Below are 19,287 nucleotides of genomic sequence, written 5' to 3'. Positions count from 1 at the left end.
GATATATAAACTCAAAAACCTATAAATAAAGACAATAGATCAGTATTATGTTTTGTCCTGAAACGATTGCATAAAGTTCTCAATTTTAGAATTTTAGTCCTAAAACGTCATTTTTTCAATTGAAATTCCCGCTTGCCATACCTTTTTCCATTCACCTGAATTTCGATTTGATGTAAGCCCTCATAATATTTCCGTGTGGTAATGGCTTTAAAGGATAATTTCTTTTTGAAATTAAGACTCCCTTTGGCAGGCAGTTTTTTCTTTGAGAGTTTAAAAACCTTGGGTGCTGTTTTACCATTGGCTTTCATATAATGCACAACAAAATCAATCATTAGATTCTGTTCTTCTTCAGCATTTGATTCGATTTGGAAAGCAAACTCAATTTCTTCCCCCATCTTACACGCCGCTTTGTTCAGGATAAAATTGTCCACTGAAATTTTCACATCCGTTGGATAACCTAATAAATCCAAGGCTTCAGGCAAACCTTGTTTTAATAGAGTGCGCGAAGCATGTGTAATGATCCATTGTGTGCCTTTGTCGTTTATAGATTTCCATCTTCTGAGTGTTTTTAAAACCAATTGAGGATGATCTTTTGCAATATCATTCAGATTATTTGCAACAGAACGTCTGACATAAAGCTCAGAATCTGTTTTTAATTCTTCAAGTAAATCCAAAACCGGACGCGGATCAACAATAAACTCTCTAAGGATAGAAGACCAAGGCAGCCTTGGTCGAGTTCCTTCCGAAACCAATCGTCTGACATGCACATTCTCATCTGCAGACCATTTATATAGGTATTTAAAACTCTGTTTGGGATATTTACGAATAAAGGGACGAATGGCATCTTCAGATGTAAAACGCTTGGTGATTTCGATTAAGGCATTCATCGAGGTTTCAAAATCGCCCTCATCCAAACCATAAATGGATACATAGCGGGCAATGGGCATATAATAAAACCCATCAAAACCCGTCATCTCCTTTGTTTCAACAGGTAGATTAAAGGAGGATAGTAAAATATCCATTGCTTTTATATACTCTGAAGGAAGGTGTGTATAAAGCGTTTCACTTATCAAATGAGATCGTTCTGATAAGCTTAAATCGACTAAATTTGGAACGATATGATTCTGAAATGAGACATCATCAAATTGCGGCCAAACAGCTTTAATTCTTTGCCCCATAATAGCAACAAGCTTTGGGTTGAACACATCCTTAAACAAAAAACCTTCTTCCATAATTCATCATTTACATTTCAAAAATGGCCAAATACTCCCACAAATAAAAAACTCTGTTTCGTCTGGCTCCAGCCATTTCTTTAATAAAACCCACTTCCTCAAATTCTTTCACCAATTGGTTTGAAGACTGAAAACTCAAATTCATTTCTTCTTTTATTTCATTAACCGAAAGATAAGGTTTTGAGTAGAAGATTTGTAAAAGTTGCTTTGCTGAAGGGTGTCTCTTTTTACCTAATTTGGTTTCTATTTTTTCCTGATAGCTATCTTTTAGCGCTTGCAAGTCTTCCAGTTTTTCAATACAAAAGGAGGCTGTTTCACTCATTCCTGTAATGAAAAAACGAATCCATTGCTCCACATCATTTTTCGATCGGATTAAATTTAATCTGTGGTAATACTCCAATCGATTCTTTTCGAAAAAAACTGAAAGACAAAAAATAGGCTTTTCGATAAATTTCAAGCTTAATAATTCCAATAGAATCAATGTTCGAGCGGTACGACCATTTCCATCGAGAAAAGGGAGTATGGTTTCAAACTGGCAAAGAGATATGGCCATTTTTATAAGGTAGGGCAATTCAAGATCTTCGTTACGCCAAAACCACTTTGCATCATTAATGAGTCTTTTCAGTTCTTGCTTGCTTGGTGGCGAGTAGTTAGCCCCCTCAGACTCCTGATACTTGTTGTCCTTGGCATTATACTTCATTCTCAGCTTACCTGCAGTCTCTTCTTCTCTAGGCAAATCAGCGTACAGCATACGATGTGTTTCCTTTATCATATGAAGGCTCAAAGGAAATTTTTCAAGTTCATTTACTGCCCAATCAATTGAATTGATATAATTCCTGACTTGTTTATGAGCAATCAAACTTCTATACCCCTTTGAAACTGACGGTAGAAAAGCCTGAGTTATATTCGAACGAATCCCTTCCATCATATTCGAAGCCGTCACCTCAATTGCAGTAAACATGGGAAGGTGCGTATCAATATCTTTAAAATATTTGCAATAAGCATTCAACTCACCAAGACGGTGCATGCAGGATTCCAGCATGATGTTAATCTGCTTATCCTGCCATTCGAATGAACGATTAATCAAAAACGAAGATGTGCTTTTATAGCCTTCGCGATAAGTTTGATTAATAAAATTCCCCTTGCCTTTCATATTAAGCTTAACGTTCGTTAAATTGAATAAAATCTCCTTGTTGAAGTAAAAATATAAATAATTTAATAAGATCTGAACGTCCGTTTTATTAGAAATTTATTTCTTTATAATTATGATCCACTATAAGTATCATAAAATCAAGGCTTCCATAAAACAAGAAACCACTAAGAATACCGAATATTCTTTTGAAAATTAGATTAAGTCTATATTGGACCCGAAAATTTTAAAACTCAAATCATGTTAAGAAAAATTTATTTGGCAATAGCTCTTATTGCTTTCACTTATAGCGTAAAGGCAGAAGGCTATGCCGTTAATGTTCAAGGTGCTAAACAAATTGGTATGGGACACGTTGGTGTTGCCTTAAATTGGGATGCCAGTAGTATGCAATTTAACCCTGGTGCTCTTGCGACTATTGATGCGAAGTACTCTCTGGCTATGGGTGGATGTTTAATTTGGACAAATACTGAATACACAAATTTAACAAGCTCAAGCTTAAATACTGAAACGGATAACCCAGTGGCGACTCCGTTCTATCTTTATGGATCAGCAAAATTGACGGATAAATTAGCTGTTGGTTTAGCCGTTTACACACCTTTTGGTAGTTCTAATGTTTGGGGCGATAATTGGGCAGGAAAATATTCTGTTCAGGAAATCTCAATGAAAGCAATTTACATACAACCAACCGTATCATACCAGTTAAATGATTGGATCTCTGTTGGTGCAGGACTAAACATCGTTTATGGTGAATTTGAGCTTAAAAAAGCACTAGATTTAAGAGGTTTAGCTCAAAACCCATCAGCTCCTGATGGTAAAGCTACACTTTCAGGAAATAATGTTCAATATGGTTATAATATTGGTATTTTCTTACAGCCAAATGAAAAGCTAAATATTGGTATTTCATACCGCTCACAAGTAGATGTTGATTTAGATTATAAAGATGGTGATGTTGAATTTAATGTACCTACTGCATTTTCAACTCTTTTCCCTAATGGAGGAGTTAGCGCAACTCTTCCTTTACCTGCAAGTTTAAATATCGGTCTCGCATATCAAATCAATGAAAAATGGTTAGTGTCTGCTGATGTAAACTTTGTAAAATGGGATGTATATGAATCTTTAAGTTTTGATTTTGAAAATGAATCTTCTATTACTGTACCTACATCACCAACTACAACAATGGATGTTCCTGTGGTAGCTGATACAAAAAGTACAAGAAATTGGGATAATTCCATGACTTATAGAATTGGTGCTCAGTATTCAGCAAATGAAAAGCTAGATCTGCGTGCAGGTTTCTATTATGACGAAACACCAACCAATGACAAATATTACGCTCCTGAAACACCAGGTGCTGATAAAATTGGAATCACAGGTGGTTTTTCATATTTATTAAACGAGAAGTTTAGTCTTGATGCTTCATTCATTTACAGCAAGGGAGAAAAAAGAACCGCAATGGATACTAATCCTAATGCAGCTTATCCTAATGGCTTTGGTGGAGAATACCAAAACACTGCCTTTATTCCAAGTATCGGTATTACTTACAATTTTTAAACAACTTACAACTTCAAAAAGAGCTGCCTTCGGGTGGCTTTTTTTATGCCTTAAAATTTAGTTTCAATTTCAAAACCTGGTCAACAGCATGTGAAAATCCACTTTCATCAGCTGATTTCGATACTTGATATTTTTCTCTCAGTTCTTTAGGTGCGTTTGATACGACAAAAGGGTGTTTACCCCATTCCAATAAGTCCAGATCATTATAATCATTCCCAATCACCATAGATAATACGGGGTTAATATCCAAATAATTACACAACCACTCCGCTCCATAAGCTTTAGATATATGCAGAGGGAAAATTTCCATCCAAATTGACTCGTGATCCAAAGGGGAGGTTGCTCTGATAATCTTTACTTTTTCAAATTTTGCTTTTAATTGATTGAATCCATTAATACAATTGGAGAGTATAACGATTAGCTGACACGCATCCCTTTGGGTATCATCAGAATGACCAATGGGACTTGCAAAGGGCTTATATAAACTCAATCGGCGGTCAAAATCAGGATTAGGTTTTCCCGATCGGTAATAAGCGAATTGATGGTTATTGGGAATCGGATCCAAAATCATAAAATCATTCTCTAAGCTCATCAATTCCAAGGAGATCTCATGCACAAGTTCTGAATCGAGTTTTTGAGAAAAAATCAATTGCTTCTTTTTCCAATCATAAATCCCGGCACCCGATGCAAAAATCAAATAATCAATCGGGAAATCATCGGGCAGGACTGAAAGTACAGAATAAAGGTTTCGTCCGGTAGCGATGACTCTCACAATTTTCTCTTTCTGAAGTCTATTTAGTGTTTCAAGATCACGATCACTGACCTCACCCTGAGATGGCAAAAGAGTCCCATCCAGGTCACTAATTACAATTTTAATCTTTGAGGTCATATTCAAACTTTGTTTACAGATCAAAACCCAAGATAAAAAAAATGTTTGGCTCAAAAATAAAAAAAGCGACACTTTTCAGCATCGCTTTTAAATATATCTGTATGGTACAGCCTTATTCTACAGTAACTGATTTTGCCAGGTTTCTTGGTTGATCAACATTACATCCTCTTAATACAGCGATGTAATAAGAAATCAACTGAAATGGAATAACAGTCAATAGTGGAGCCAAAGCCTCAAGTGTTTCCGGAATTTCAATCACATGATCAGCCATACCCTTAATCACAGTATCTCCTTCGGTAACAATAGCAATAACATGCCCTTTACGAGCTTTTACTTCCTGAATATTACTCACAATTTTCTCATAAGACTTATCCTTAGTAGCAGCTACAAAAACTGGCATTTGCTCATCAATTAGAGCAATAGGTCCATGTTTCATCTCTGCAGCAGGATATCCCTCAGCATGAATGTAAGAGATCTCTTTCAACTTAAGCGCACCTTCCAATGCCACTGGGAAAAGATAACCTCGTCCAAGATATAAAGCATTGGTCGAATCAACATATTTTGCTGAAAGCTCCTTGATTGCTTCACTCTTATCCAAAATAGACTTAATCTTTTCTGGTAAACAAGCAAGTTCATCAATATGCTTCTCGTATTCTTCCTTAGATAGGGTTCCTTTTCTGTAACCTACCAACATAGCCATCATTGTCAAAACAGTTACCTGAGCAGTAAATGCTTTTGTCGAAGCTACACCAATTTCAGGCCCTGCATGAGTATAAACTCCGGCATCAGTATTTCTAGGAATACTTGAACCAACAACATTACAAATACCTAAAACTGTAGCTCCTGCTTCTTTAGCAAGATTGATTGCAGCTAAGGTATCCGCTGTTTCACCACTTTGACTAATAGCCAAAACGATATCATCTTTATAAATAACCGGATTTCTGTAACGGAATTCCGAAGCATATTCAACTTCAACCGGAACTCTGGCAAATTCTTCAAAAAGATATTCCCCAACCATTCCTGCATGCCATGAAGTACCACAGCCAATTATTAAAATTCGACGAGCATCAACCAACTTAGGAATAACTTCATTTATTCCACCCAGGAAAAGTTCCTTTGAAGCTGGAACCACACGTCCACGAAACGTATCTTTAATTGATTGAGTTTGTTCGAAAATTTCCTTTAACATGAAATGCTCGTAACCATTTTTCTCAATCTGCTCAATATCCAGATCCAACTCTTGAATATGTGGCGTCAACTTATCGTTGTGAATTGTTTTAAGCGTTAACTCATCACGACTAATGATAGCAACATCATCGTCATTTAAATAAATAACGCTTTGCGTGTACTCAATGATAGGTGTCGCATCCGAAGCTAAAAAATATTCGCCCTTACCCACACCAATTACAAGTGGGCTACCCTTACGTGCCGCAACCAATTGATTCGGTTCATCCTCGCAAATAACAACCAAACCATAAGCTCCAACCACCTTTGAAAGGGCCAAACGCACAGCCATCTCTGCTGTTACATTCCCTTTAAGGTAAATATACTCAATCAGATTGGCCAATACCTCAGTATCTGTCTCACTGGAGAACTTGTAACCTCTGCGAATTAACTTCTCTCTTAAAGACGAATAATTCTCAATAATACCATTGTGAATAATTACAAACTTATTATTCATCGAACGGTGAGGGTGAGCATTTTCATCATTCGGTTCACCATGAGTCGCCCAACGTGTATGGCCAATCCCAATATGTCCCGAAATGTCTAATCCTTCTACATGATTCTCAAGATCTTGTACTTTACCTTTACATTTAAAAACTCGAGTTTCATCAGTTCTTAAGGCAATTCCTGCAGAATCATAACCTCTATACTCAAGTCTTTTTAATCCATTTATTAGAATAGGATAGGCATCCCTTTTTCCAATATATCCAACTATTCCACACATAGTAAAAATATCTTTTAAGGTTCCATTTTTAGGACTAAGGTCCCTATTTCTTTTATCAATCAATCTGAAATAAAAAGGAATGAAATATCCTTAATATCAGTAAATAATCATAATTTCTTTCAAATATACGCGAAGGATTCAATACTAACAAACAAATTTTAGCCTAAAAAAAATGGTGAGTTTAAAACAATCGTTTTAAACTCACCATTTATATTTTTTTAACTGATTAACTATTCGCTAACCAAGCTATCATATAAGTCTGAGTAGGCTTGTACATACTCTTCTCCGTTTTTATATTCCATGAAAGTTTTACCTGAAGCCTTAGCATAAGCAAGCAAATCTTCATTAATTGAAGGACTTCCCATAATAACGGCATCAGACCAATCGATAGCCAATTTATTTATCGCTAAATAATCAGCATTTTCAAGAACCTTCACGTCCTCAGCATTAACACCTTCAATCAGTGATTTTTCAGCAAAGTCGCTGCTAAATGTACTTGGAAATTCATCATCATACATCGAGAAAACAACCTTGGTATCCGTAAACAAAGGATCTTCGTTAAATGCTTTTTTCAGATACAAAGGCAAAAGGCCTGTAAACCATCCCTGACAGTGAACCACATCAGGAGCCCAACGTAACTTCTTAACCGTTTCAAGCACACCACGGGCAAAGAAAATAGCTCTTTCATCGTTATCAGCGAAAGCTTGACCATCATCTTCTAATAAAACCTTCTTGCGGTGAAAATAATCATCATTATCAATGAAATAAACCTGCATTCTTGCAGCTTGAATTGATGCTACTTTAATTATCAATGGGTGATCCGTATCATCAATTATAAGGTTCATACCCGATAAACGAATCACTTCGTGTAGCTGGTTTCGTCTTTCGTTGATACAACCGTATCGTGGCATGAATGTTCTGATTTCTTTTCCTTTCTCTTGGATTCCTTGTGGTAAATATCTACCCACTTTAGACATCTCAGATTCAGGGAGGTAAGGCATTATTTCTTGTGATACAAAAAGTACTTTAGTCTTTTCCATGTGATCGCTTATATTGTAATACAGATTATCCGTGCAAAATTAAGAAAATAATTTGTAATACTTCTACTTAAGCCGATCTAAAACAGCTAGTGTACAATTAAATGACCTATTTATGATCTTCGTATTTATTAATTTTATTTATTTGCACTTTCATTTGTGCGAATTTTCCTAACGATCCGTTTAAGAATTTATTGCATGACTATCTAATAATAAGACAAATAAACCAACTGTTATTATCTATTTATTGATTAAATAGCATATAGCCGATAAAATTGCCTCCAATTGGGCAATAGAAATTATAATGATGCAAATAGTTAAATTAATTGCTGAAACACGATCAATCATTAGCGAACACAAGGCAAATGGTAAACGTGTTGGTTTTGTTCCTACAATGGGAGCTTTACACGATGGTCATCTATCATTAGTTGAACAATCGAAAAAGGAGAACGATATTACTGTTGTTAGTATTTTCGTTAATCCAACTCAGTTTAATAACCCTAATGATTTAAAAACTTATCCGAGAATTCTGGATAAAGATTTAGAGCTATTATCTAAATTCCAACCCGATATCGTCTTTATTCCTGAAGTAGAAGAAGTTTATCCTGAACCGGACACACGTGTTTTCGACTTTGGTGATCTCGATAAAGTGATGGAAGGAAAGAATCGCCCTGGTCATTTTAACGGAGTTGCGCAGGTTGTGAGCAAATTATTCAATTATATTACGCCTGATAATGCCTATTTTGGCCAAAAAGATTTCCAACAAGTTGCTGTTATTAAGCAGATGACAAAGGATCTTAAACTAGACATAAATATAGTACCATGCCCCATTGTTAGGGAGTTAGATGGTCTTGCAATGAGTTCTAGAAACATGCTGCTTTCAGAAGTAGAACGAAAAAATGCTGTAAAAATATCTGAAACTTTATTTAAAGCTTGTAACTTAGTGCCCGATTTTGGCGTATCCCAATTAAAAGAGTGGGTTATAAGCGAGATTAATAATAACGCTTATCTAGAAGTTGAATACTTTGAAATTGTTGATGATACAAGTTTAAAATCCATTGAAAAATGGGAGGATTCGAACAATCGAATTGCTTGCATCACCGTTCAAGTTGGAAAAGTAAGATTGATAGATAATATTTCTTTATAATATTTAGTTTTAAGCGACATGTATATTGAAGTTTGCAAATCGAAGATTCACAAAGCATCAGTTACCAGTGCGAATCTGCAATACGTTGGGTCAGTAACCATTGACGAAGATTTAATGGATGCTGCCAATCTTATTGAAAACGAAAAAGTGCAGATTGTTAACGTTAACAATGGTGAACGTCTGGAAACTTATGTGATTAGAGGCGAAAGAGGCTCTGGTACTATTTGTTTAAATGGTCCTGCTGCTCGTAAGTGCGCTGTGGGTGATGTGGTGATTATCATATCCTACGCCTCAATGGAATTTGAAGAAGCTAAGACCTGGGAACCCAGCTTAGTTTTTCCTGACACAGATACCAATAAATTGATCTAAACAATCAATTTACGATACACACAAGGCTGTTCATTTCGAACAGCCTTTTTTCTTTGGTAGCCATATGGAGAATGATTAACTTCCCCCTTATTTTTTTAACAATTCTGAACCTCAAGGTTCAAATTTTTCAGAAAAAGCATTTATGAATAAGCTCGAAATTATCAAAAATAAAATATTTAAAGAAAAGGAATCAGCCTTCGCCACCCTTCAAACCTGGCGTTTTAAAGAGGAAAAAATTGTCTTTACCAACGGTTGTTTCGACATTGTACATCGAGGTCATTTGGAATACCTGGCACAAGCTTCGAATTTGGGACACAAACTTGTGATGGGATTAAATACCGATGCTTCTGTACAACGCTTAAAAGGACCCAATCGCCCTATAAACGATGAATACTCCAGAGCATTACTTCTCGCCTCATTGGGATTTATCGATATGGTCATCTTTTTTGATGAAGAAACCCCCTATGACTTGATAAACTTTATTCAGCCTGACGTTCTTGTAAAAGGAAGTGATTACAATGCTGAAGATATTGTCGGTTACGATATTGTAAAAGCAAAAGGTGGTGAAATTATTACACTCGATTTTATCGAAGGATTTTCCTCTACCGGAATCATTAATAAAATCATCAACACACACTAATTACAACAAACGTTTATCTACAAACTTCTTTTTACTTTATCCTTTATCTTCTTTAACCTTCATTAGCTATGCCTCCAAAAACAAAAACAGCTTTCTTCTGTCAGAATTGTGGTGTTGAATCACCTAAATGGGTTGGAAAATGCCCCTCTTGTGGAGAATGGAATACCTTTGTGGAAGAGGTGATTGTAAAAACAAACAACAAACAAACTGTTGGAAGTAATGGGCAGAAACCCAATAAGCCTCAGAAAATTTCGGATATTGAAACATCTGAAGAGAAACGATACAATACTCAGAACAATGAGTTAAATCGGGTTTTAGGAGGAGGTCTTGTTCCCGGATCAATGGTTTTAATTGGCGGCGAACCCGGTATTGGAAAATCGACTTTGGCTTTACAGATTGCTTTAAATCTTAAAAATCACACAACTCTTTATATTTCAGGAGAAGAGAGTGCACAACAAATAAAATTACGAGGGAATCGATTAAACTCGGATAATGATAGATGTTTGATCGTGAGCGAAACTTCAATGGAGAATATCTTTTCTCATATCAAAAATACCAAGCCTGATATTCTGGTGATTGATTCCATTCAAACATTGGGCACTCAAGTTGTAGAATCGGCTCCGGGTTCTATTTCGCAAATCAGAGAATGTACCGCTCAACTTTTACGTTTTGCAAAAGAATCCTCAGTTCCAGTTCTCCTTATTGGGCATATTACTAAAGATGGTAATTTGGCTGGGCCAAAAATTTTGGAACATATTGTGGATACCGTTTTGCAATTCGAAGGAGATCAGAACCATATGTATCGTATTCTGCGTGCAACCAAAAATCGTTTTGGATCGACCTCAGAAATGGGAATTTACGAAATGCGCAGCAATGGCTTACGCGAAGTAAGCAACCCATCGGAGTTGTTACTTTCATCAAACGATGAGAGTTTAAGTGGCGTGGCCATTTCAGCTTCAATGGAAGGCATGCGTCCTTTTCTGATCGAGGTTCAGGCTTTGGTCAGTACAGCCGCATACGGAACCCCGCAACGCTCGTCAACAGGTTTCGATCTTAGACGACTAAACATGCTGCTTGCTGTGCTTGAAAAACGTGCCGGCTTCCGAATTGGAACCAAAGATGTGTTCTTAAATATTGCAGGCGGAATTAAGGTGAACGATCCTGCTATCGATTTGGCAGTTATAATAGCCGTCCTTTCTTCAAGCATGGATATTTCACTTCCAAAGGAAGTCTGTTTTGCCGGAGAAATTGGTTTATCCAGCGAGATTAGACCGGTTAATCGGATTGATCAACGAATTAGTGAAGCAGAGAAACTCGGTTTCAAACATATTTTTATTCCTAAAAACAATTCGAAAGGTCTGGATACGTCAAAGTTCAAAATCAAAATTCACTTTGTAAGCAAAGTCGGACAGGTGTTCCAAACCCTATTCAAACAATAAACATATTTATAAAAAAGGCTTCAAGCAATTACGCTCGAAGCCTTTCTTTATGACTGTATTCTAACTTAAGCTAAAACAAAGTCCAGCTGTTTGGCAGCCAAATTAGCTTTCGTAACAAGTATCTTCACCTCGTCGCCCAATTGGTATATCTTTCGATGATGACGTCCCACAATGCAGTAGTTATCTTCGTCGAACTCATAATAATCATCCTCAAGCTCACGAATTGAAACCATTCCCTCGCACTTGTTGTCATTCAGTTCAACATAGAATCCCCATTCTGTCACACCCGAAATGGTTCCTTCAAACTCCTCTCCAACATTATCGAGCATAAACTCGACTTGCTTGTATTTAATTGAAGAACGTTCCGCCTGAGCAGCACGTTGCTCCATATCGCTACAGTGCTTACATTGCGATTCTGTTTTATCCTGATTGGCGGATTTGCCACCATTTTCATACTGATTTAACAATCGATGAATCATCATATCAGGATATCGGCGAATAGGTGAAGTAAAGTGCGAATAGTAATCAAAATGCAAGCCATAATGCCCCACATTATTGGTCGTGTACTCGGCTTTTGCCATTGAACGAATGGCCAAAGTCTCCACTAAATTCTGTATCGCATTCCCTTTAACATTTTGCAAAAGCTCATTCATCGACTTCGAAATTGAAGAAGGTGAAGCTGTTTTAATTCCAAAACCGAACTTATGGATAAAGTTATTAAAAGTCTCTAATTTCTGTGTATTAGGTTGATCATGTACCCTGTAAACAAAAGTCTTTGCCGTTTTACCCTTAGGCACCCGACCAACAGATTCAGCAACCTTTTTGTTTGCCAAAAGCATAAACTCTTCAATCAACTTATTTGAATCCTTCGATTCCTTAAAATAAACACTCAACGGTTTTCCGTTTTCATCGATATCGAATTTCACTTCATATCGATCAAAATCAATAGCACCCTGTTTAAATCGTCTTGCTCTAAGCTTCTTAGCCAGCTTATCCAAACACAGAATCTCTTCTTTATAGTCTCCCTCTTCGGTTTCAATTACATTCTGAGCTTCCTCGTAAGTAAATCTTCGATCAGAACAGATCACTGTTCTACCTATCCATGTTTTAAGAACATCAGCATTTTCGTCCATCTCAAAAACGGCCGAATAAGTTAGTTTTTCCTCATTGGGACGCAATGAACACAGTCCATTCGATAAGCGCTCAGGTAACATCGGAACCACACGATCGACCAAATAAACAGAGGTGGCACGCTCACTTGCTTCTTTCTCGATAATACTGCCCGGACGAACGTAATGAGTCACATCAGCAATATGTACACCAATTTCCCAATTGCCATTTTCAAGCATACGAAGCGATAAAGCATCATCAAAGTCTTTAGCATCGGCCGGGTCAATGGTAAAAGTCGTCACATCTCTAAAATCGCGACGTTTCGCAATCTCTTCTTTTGTGATTTCATCAGAAATTTCTTCTGCCGCTTCATTCACATGCTCAGGAAACTTATAGGGCAAGTCAAATTCAGCAAGAATGGCATGCATCTCTGTATCGTTATCACCAGGTTTTCCCAAAACATCGGTCACTTGCCCAACCGGGTTTTTCGACTTTTTAGGCCATTCAGTGATTTGAGCAATGACCTTATCACCGTTTTCAGCACCATTCAATTTTCCCAAAGGAATAAAAATATCATAAGGCATATTCTTACTCAGTGGGATTAAAAAGGCAAAGTTTTTCGAGATTTCAAGCGTTCCAACAAAACTGGTTTTCTTTCTTTTTACAATTTCAACCACTTCGCCTTCGGGTTGCTTACTTTTTTTACGAGCAAACAAAAAGACCTTAACCTGATCGCCATGCAAAGCTCTGTTCAAATTTGCCTGACTCACAAAAATATCTTCAGTTGTTTCCTCTGAAACGATATAGGCCGAACCTCGGGAAGTCATATCAACGACTCCGGTTACGGTTCCCATTTTGGCTTTTAATTTGAATTTTCCCGTCGAGATTTCACTAATCTGATCCAAGGCGACCAAATCGTATAAGATTGAAACAATTAGTCGTTTGATGCCCATGTCTTTAATTTCGAGAGCAGCAGCAATTTGTTTATAATTCAGTGTTTTCGATGATTCTTTCACAAAAATTTCAAGCACTTGCTGTTGCAAACTTTGCTTGTTATATCGGGATTGTATTTTCTTTCTTTTTCCTACCATAATATGGATATTAATACTGGATAAAACAGAAGTCCAGTAGCTTCTGTAAACAAAAGTACTCAATTAGTCTGATAAAATCCTTTTAGCTATCTTATGTGTATCATAAATTAAAGAAAATTAAAGATTAAGCACAATTGACACTGACGAATTTTGTTAAATTACATCAAAATTAGATGGCTGTTCAACATTAAAACAGACTATACTGATTGAAAATAAGACTGATACTCTATTGAAGAGAGCTAAATTAACGCGCATAATTCCTCAGAATCAAGAGATGAAGCCATAATTTTTTTATAATTTTACCCACCCAAAAGAATGCAGTGATTCTTTTGATCAATTTAAAGCTGTACAGCCACTCCAATCAGTAGCTGATACCTAAACATGAAGACGATGGAAAATAATTTGCACATTTACAATACACTCAGCCGAAAGAAAGAGCTGTTTACACCTATTAACCCCGGACATGTTGGCTTATATGTTTGTGGTCCTACTGTATATGGTGATGCTCATTTGGGGCACTCTCGTCCGGCAATTACTTTCGATATATTATTCCGCTTTTTAAAGCATTCCGGCTACAAAGTGCGTTACGTTCGTAACATTACCGATGTAGGACACCTTGTAAACGATGCTGACGAAGGGGAGGATAAAATTGCTCAAAAAGCGCGTTTGGAAGAATTGGAGCCTATGGAAGTGGTTCAGTATTTCACTGATCGCTACCATAAAAACATGGATGACCTGAACGTACTTAAGCCAAGTATCGAACCTCGTGCTTCAGGGCATATTATCGAGCAAATGGAGGTTATCGATAGATTATTTGAAAATGGTTTTGCCTACGAAAGCAACGGTTCAGTTTATTTCGATGTAGAATCGTACAGTAAAAAGCACGACTACGGTAAACTTTCTGGTAGAAAAATTGAAGACCTTATCTCAAATACTCGTGAGCTAGAAGGACAGAGCGAAAAGAAAAATAGCTTTGATTTTGCTCTTTGGAAGAAGGCAAATCCTGAGCATATCATGCGTTGGCCATCAAAATGGAGCGATGGATTCCCTGGATGGCACCTTGAGTGTTCGGCAATGAGTCAAAAATATTTAGGTGCCGAATTTGATATTCATGGCGGTGGACTTGATCTACAGTTCCCTCACCACGAATGTGAGATTGCACAATCAACCGGAGCACATGGTCACGAAGCTGTTCGTTATTGGATGCACAACAACATGATTACCATTAATGGACAGAAAATGGGAAAATCATTGGGTAACTTTATTACGCTCGATCAACTTTTTTCAGGAGATAATGACGTTTTGGAACAAGCTTACAGTCCGATGACAATTCGTTTTTTCATTTTGCAGGCACACTATCGTAGTCCTCTTGATTTTTCGAATGACGCTCTTAAAGCTGCCGAAAAAGGCTTCAACAGATTAATGTCTGCTGTTGCTACACTTGATAAAATTAAAGCCGGATCAGAATCAACAGTTAATGTTGAAGAGTTGAAAACGAAATGTTATGCGGCTTTAAACGACGATTTGAATACACCTATTCTTATCGCCCACCTTTTCGATGGCGTGAAAATGATCAATTCATTGGCAGCCGGAAAAGAAAATATTCAAGCGGAACAATTGGAGTCTCTTAAGAAACTGTATCACGATCTAGTTTACGACGTATTGGGACTGAAAGATGAAAACGAAGCTGAAGGGGGAACGAATGAAATTCTTGACAAGCTTATTTCTTTATTACTAACAACCCGAAACGAAGCGAAACAAAACAAAGATTGGGCAACTGCTGACAAAATTCGTGACGAATTAGCCAGCTATGGTATAGCCATAAAAGATACAAAAGATGGTTCCGAATGGGAAATCATTAAATAGTTTAAAAACTGCTCGATTAAATTCGAGCAGTTTTTTTTATCATTGTTAAATCAAAGACATTCTTTTAACTTTGATGGTTAGTAGTTATTTTTCAACTTATCTCTTTTTATTTCATCTCGCACTGAAAATATGAAAATTCAATCTCATATCATCCTTTTATTTGTAGCGCTTCTAAGTTCATGCAATGGTACGCCTAAAAATGTTTCAAAAACAGAAAAAGAAACTGAAGTAAAAACCATTGAATTTATTCACAGTTTAAAATTGAAACAGCCACAAAGAGGAAAGGTTTTTACCAAAGCTGATACGATTGAAATTTCAATCAAAAAAAGAAAGAATTCAAAAGCCATCGATTCTGTACAACTCATAGTTGATGGTAAGACAAGTCAAACTCTTTATGCGAAGCCCTGGAGTTTTTCTCATATTGCTAACGAAAAAAAGATGGGCAAGCATAACTTCCAAATTATGGCTTATCACAAAGATGGAAAAATTGGCAACATCTCATCCTACTTCAATATTAAATCAAATAAAGTTCCCCGAGAGTTGACTTACAAAGTCGTAAACACATTCCCTCATGATAAGAAATCCTATACTCAGGGCTTGTTTTATCACGAAGGCTATTTATACGAAGGCACAGGCCAATATGGCGAATCAAGTCTTCGCAAAATTGATGTCGAAAAAGGAGAAAGTCTGTTTGATAGAAAACTGGAGCGAAATTATTTTGGAGAAGGAATTACCTACTACAAGGGAAAGATTATTCAACTAACCTGGCAATCGAAAAAAGCCTTTGTGATAGATGCGGAAGATTTTTCGCAAAAAGATTTCTTCAGACCTCCTACAACAAATGGCCAGGGCTGGGGTATCACAACTATTGATGACAAACTTGTTATTTCTGATGGAAGTAATAAACTAACCTTCGTCGATCCAAACAATTATGGAAAAATAGGTGAGATTGAAGTTTATGATGAAAAAGGTGAGATAACAAATCTAAATGAACTTGAATACATCGGTGATAAAATCTACGCTAATGTTTGGTTGACCGATCGTATTGTTGTAATCACCCCATCTACTGGACAGGTTGAGTGTAATTTAAACTTAGCTAAAATTCTGACACCTGCCGAAAGAAGAAAATTGACTGAAGGCGATGACGTTCTTAATGGTATCGCTTATGATTCTATTAATAATCGTCTTTTTGTAACAGGGAAACGCTGGCCAAAGCTATTCGAAATAAAGATTGATTAAATCAATTTTTATTCAATTTCAAGCCTTCCTGATTTCTTCTTAAACAAAGACTCTCGCGTTGATCTAAGGCCTTCATAAGAATCCAGAAGGCCTTTTACACTTCCGATCAGAACTTTGGCTTCAACCATAATGGGAACTCTATTTCTGTCATTACTCACCCATATGGTCATATCTTCTCCTCCTTTAAAAAGGTTACCCTTTACAAGCATAGGTGAGAACTTGAGGCATTCGTAAACCTCACCATTTTTTAGTTTGACTTTTTCTATCCCCTTGTATCTGATATACAAATTATGAATCTCATTATCAATTAACATTCGAAGTGGTATCTTCTCTTTCTTTTTATACTTCGTAAAATCTAAATTTCGAGTGAAATAGGCAACCGATACAATATCCGAACTGATATTTTTATTCTCTATGGTATCATTCTTGACTGGCTTTTGTCTTTTTCTAATTCTGGAATAAACCTGATCCTTATCGTAATCAAACCAATATTGGTGTCTGGCAATATAATCCCCTTCATGGGTTTTTCTATCAAAATAAAAGGGTTTTAAATTGGTTGAATCTACGTAACATGAAAGGGTATCGCGCAGCTTGAAAAACCAATCAAATGCCTTCAAGGTTTTACCTTCCGCCTCAATTTTATAAGCGGGTTTGTTAGAATAAGCTTCATCTTTCACTTCGAGCTTAACTTCGCCGGCAGCTACCCAAATAAAACCCCAATTGTAATAGCCCCGATATGTCAATTTCTCACCTGACTGAAAAGCAAAGTTCTCTATCCCGGCTTGTTCCTGAGATTTCAGCTGAGTAAAAGAGATAATGAGTAAGAAAAAGAAAAGCGTATATTTCAAATCAATAGATATTAAAGATTAACCTTACCAATTTTATTTTCAATAGCCGTTACTTTCGATTTTAATCGATTATGCTTATTTTTTTGAATATCTACAGTCATCGTTGAATAAACACGATCGGAGTGTGGCTCAAGAATCGCATAAGCCTGATTCACGATATTCAATGCTTCCGGTAGAGTATCCGTTTCAATAAGAGTCCCCATTGCTGTTAATTGATAATCGACCCCCGATTCGCGGATCATTTCAATCACCTGACTCACATATTGGCTGACACTATCTCCCTTATCTGTTGGGAAAATTGCAAATTCTAAAAGAGCTGACATAGACTAATTTTTAATGAGCTTGAGGTAAAACAACATTTTCTTCTACATCCCAATTGGAACGCACCTTAATCTCCTTACGGAAATAATGAATGGTTTCCGGCTGTAATTTTAGCTTATAATTGCCCGTATCCCATTTTCCATTATCATTCCAATCTTCAATCACCTTGATAATATAGATTTTAGGTTCAAGATAATCAAAAGTGATGGTCTGATCAGAATAAATCTTTTTACTCTGTATAAGTGTTTCATTTTTATTATTCTCTAAAATCTGAACGATTAAAGGCTTATGAACCTGATCAACTTTCAGGAGAATTTTGCCATAATACTCCAATTCCTTCGTCTTAAATTTCTTGGTAAAGGCATCACTTTCAAGTCCGAAAATATTTTTAAAAGCTGTAGAATCAATATCCAATCGGTAATTCGTTTCTGATTCCCATTTCACATTCATATGATAGGTCCTTAACAGAGCAGTGTCTTTTACAAAGTCAAAAGGAACAGCAAACTCTAAAGTATCAACAATCTTGACAAGTTTGATACTATCAAGAGTAAACTCCGCCAAAGGCTCGTTGAATTCAAACTCAATATCTTTATTCAGATCTTGGGAGGATTTTATATTGGTTTTAAATTCATAAACAGGTTTCTTTATTTTAGATTTCTTTTCCTGCTTTTTTGTTTGTTTCGCCTTTTTAGGAGCTTTAAAATTCAATTTTACGGTATCACTAAAACTAACAAGCTGATTGGTAGAATCCGTCTTTAAATAGTTTAGAACAGCCGTTAATGTGTCCCTTTTATAAATATTTGAGTCAACAATCCAATACGATAAAGTATCCCGTCTTTTATTGCTCTCGATAAGAAAACTATTGGCATCATCGTCTATATCTAAGAAATCAATCTTTAAATCATCAGTTCGTTTAAAAGAAAACTCAAAATCTAGTTTCTCCCGACGAGAGCGTGCATACTTGGTCAGATATAATAAGGGGTTCTCTTCCTCAAATAAGTTGATATGAACGTCAGCTGGACTAAAGGCCGTATAGGTTCTCAAAGCTGATGAATCGGGCGTAATACTATCCATTTTCTGGAAAGTCTGAGCAGTCGGAGTCAGAAGTGTATCTAAAAAACCAATAATTTCGCCTGGCCCATTGTATTTGTAATCGCGATTACCATCAACTAATGCAAAAATTTTATAGGTCCCGGCTTTAAGGTTACTTAAATTAAAATGTCCAGCCGTATCTGTTTGTGCAACGTAATCAGGAATGGTTGTTAAAGGAACTGAATCCTGATGATTTGAATAAGCATAAATCTGGACCTTCTCAATTGGAAGCCTTGTGAAGGCATCTACGGCATGTCCTTGTATACTTAAAGAATCAAGGCTCTTTCCGGTAGAAAATACATACTGAAAATTACCTAAAGG

At 36.5% G+C, this 19,287-nt stretch carries 16 protein-coding genes; 7 read left to right on the top strand and 9 right to left on the bottom strand.

The window, feature by feature from the left end; genetic code table 11:
- Positions 1-107: 107 nt before the first annotated feature.
- Positions 108-1,232, bottom strand: a complete 1,125-nt coding sequence (locus tag EV201_RS13390) for a DNA alkylation repair protein (protein ID WP_130308155.1) — start codon at positions 1,230-1,232, stop codon at positions 108-110.
- Between the two features lie 10 nt (positions 1,233-1,242).
- A complete protein-coding gene (locus tag EV201_RS13385) occupies positions 1,243-2,385 on the bottom strand; it encodes a Fic family protein (protein ID WP_130308154.1) in 1,143 nt (380 codons plus the stop codon).
- A 237-nt stretch (positions 2,386-2,622) separates the two neighbouring features.
- On the opposite strand from EV201_RS13385, the gene EV201_RS13380 reads away from it, so the two are divergent.
- Positions 2,623-3,930: an OmpP1/FadL family transporter gene (locus tag EV201_RS13380; protein WP_130308153.1), complete on the top strand. Its 1,308-nt coding sequence runs from the start codon at positions 2,623-2,625 to the stop codon at positions 3,928-3,930.
- Positions 3,931-3,973: 43 nt separating this feature from the next.
- On the opposite strand, the gene EV201_RS13375 is transcribed toward EV201_RS13380, so the two are convergent.
- The 3 genes from EV201_RS13375 to EV201_RS13365 all read right to left on the bottom strand — a co-directional run bounded on the left by EV201_RS13375 (position 3,974) and on the right by EV201_RS13365 (position 7,807).
- Positions 3,974-4,819, bottom strand: a complete 846-nt coding sequence (locus EV201_RS13375; protein ID WP_130308152.1) for an HAD family hydrolase — start codon at positions 4,817-4,819, stop codon at positions 3,974-3,976.
- Positions 4,820-4,931: 112 nt separating this feature from the next.
- Positions 4,932-6,767: a glutamine--fructose-6-phosphate transaminase (isomerizing) gene (glmS, locus tag EV201_RS13370; RefSeq protein ID WP_130308151.1), complete on the bottom strand. Its 1,836-nt coding sequence runs from the start codon at positions 6,765-6,767 to the stop codon at positions 4,932-4,934.
- Positions 6,768-6,997: 230 nt separating this feature from the next.
- Positions 6,998-7,807 carry a glycogen/starch synthase gene (locus EV201_RS13365; RefSeq protein WP_130308150.1) on the bottom strand — a complete coding sequence of 270 codons (810 nt, stop codon included), beginning with the start codon at positions 7,805-7,807 and terminating at the stop codon, positions 6,998-7,000.
- Between the two features lie 304 nt (positions 7,808-8,111).
- Here EV201_RS13365 and panC point away from each other — a divergent pair, with 304 nt between their 5' ends.
- The 4 genes from panC (at position 8,112) to radA (ending at position 11,399) form a co-directional block, all read left to right on the top strand.
- Positions 8,112-8,951: a pantoate--beta-alanine ligase gene (gene panC / locus EV201_RS13360; RefSeq protein WP_130308149.1), complete on the top strand. Its 840-nt coding sequence runs from the start codon at positions 8,112-8,114 to the stop codon at positions 8,949-8,951.
- Between the two features lie 18 nt (positions 8,952-8,969).
- Positions 8,970-9,320 (top strand): aspartate 1-decarboxylase, encoded by a 351-nt coding sequence (gene panD, locus EV201_RS13355; protein WP_130308148.1) that lies wholly within the window; start codon positions 8,970-8,972, stop codon positions 9,318-9,320.
- Between the two features lie 142 nt (positions 9,321-9,462).
- Complete coding sequence (gene rfaE2, locus EV201_RS13350) at positions 9,463-9,960, top strand: D-glycero-beta-D-manno-heptose 1-phosphate adenylyltransferase (RefSeq protein ID WP_130308147.1); 498 nt, start codon at positions 9,463-9,465, stop codon at positions 9,958-9,960.
- Positions 9,961-10,028: 68 nt separating this feature from the next.
- Entirely contained in the window at positions 10,029-11,399 is a 1,371-nt protein-coding gene (radA, locus tag EV201_RS13345; RefSeq protein ID WP_130308146.1) for a DNA repair protein RadA, read from the top strand.
- 65 nt (positions 11,400-11,464) lie between these two features.
- Here radA and rnr read toward each other — a convergent pair whose 3' ends face one another.
- Positions 11,465-13,600, bottom strand: coding sequence for a ribonuclease R (gene rnr, locus EV201_RS13340; protein WP_130308145.1), 2,136 nt, complete (start codon positions 13,598-13,600; stop codon positions 11,465-11,467).
- A gap of 390 nt (positions 13,601-13,990) precedes the next feature.
- Here rnr and cysS point away from each other — a divergent pair, with 390 nt between their 5' ends.
- Together cysS and EV201_RS13330 are read left to right on the top strand one after the other, a co-directional pair.
- Complete coding sequence (gene cysS, locus EV201_RS13335; RefSeq protein ID WP_130308144.1) at positions 13,991-15,466, top strand: cysteine--tRNA ligase; 1,476 nt, start codon at positions 13,991-13,993, stop codon at positions 15,464-15,466.
- A 129-nt stretch (positions 15,467-15,595) separates the two neighbouring features.
- Positions 15,596-16,705 (top strand): glutaminyl-peptide cyclotransferase, encoded by a 1,110-nt coding sequence (locus EV201_RS13330; protein ID WP_130308143.1) that lies wholly within the window; start codon positions 15,596-15,598, stop codon positions 16,703-16,705.
- Positions 16,706-16,713: 8 nt separating this feature from the next.
- Here the strand turns inward: EV201_RS13330 and EV201_RS13325 are convergent, their stop codons facing one another.
- From EV201_RS13325 to EV201_RS16425, 3 genes are all read right to left on the bottom strand, one after another.
- On the bottom strand, positions 16,714-17,553 hold the full coding sequence (locus EV201_RS13325; RefSeq protein WP_165389665.1) for a DUF3108 domain-containing protein: 840 nt from the start codon (positions 17,551-17,553) through the stop codon (positions 16,714-16,716).
- 11 nt (positions 17,554-17,564) lie between these two features.
- Positions 17,565-17,876: an MTH1187 family thiamine-binding protein gene (locus EV201_RS13320; protein WP_130308141.1), complete on the bottom strand. Its 312-nt coding sequence runs from the start codon at positions 17,874-17,876 to the stop codon at positions 17,565-17,567.
- 10 nt (positions 17,877-17,886) lie between these two features.
- A partial coding sequence (locus EV201_RS16425) for a carboxypeptidase-like regulatory domain-containing protein (RefSeq protein WP_165389664.1) occupies positions 17,887-19,287 on the bottom strand: 1,401 nt, incomplete at its 5' end.

Origin of the sequence: Ancylomarina subtilis, assembly GCF_004217115.1 — a bacterium.
GTDB lineage: Bacteria > Bacteroidota > Bacteroidia > Bacteroidales > Marinifilaceae > Ancylomarina > Ancylomarina subtilis.
The sequence above is the reverse complement of the archived record's forward strand: the minus strand, read 5'-3'. Positions and strand labels throughout refer to the sequence as shown.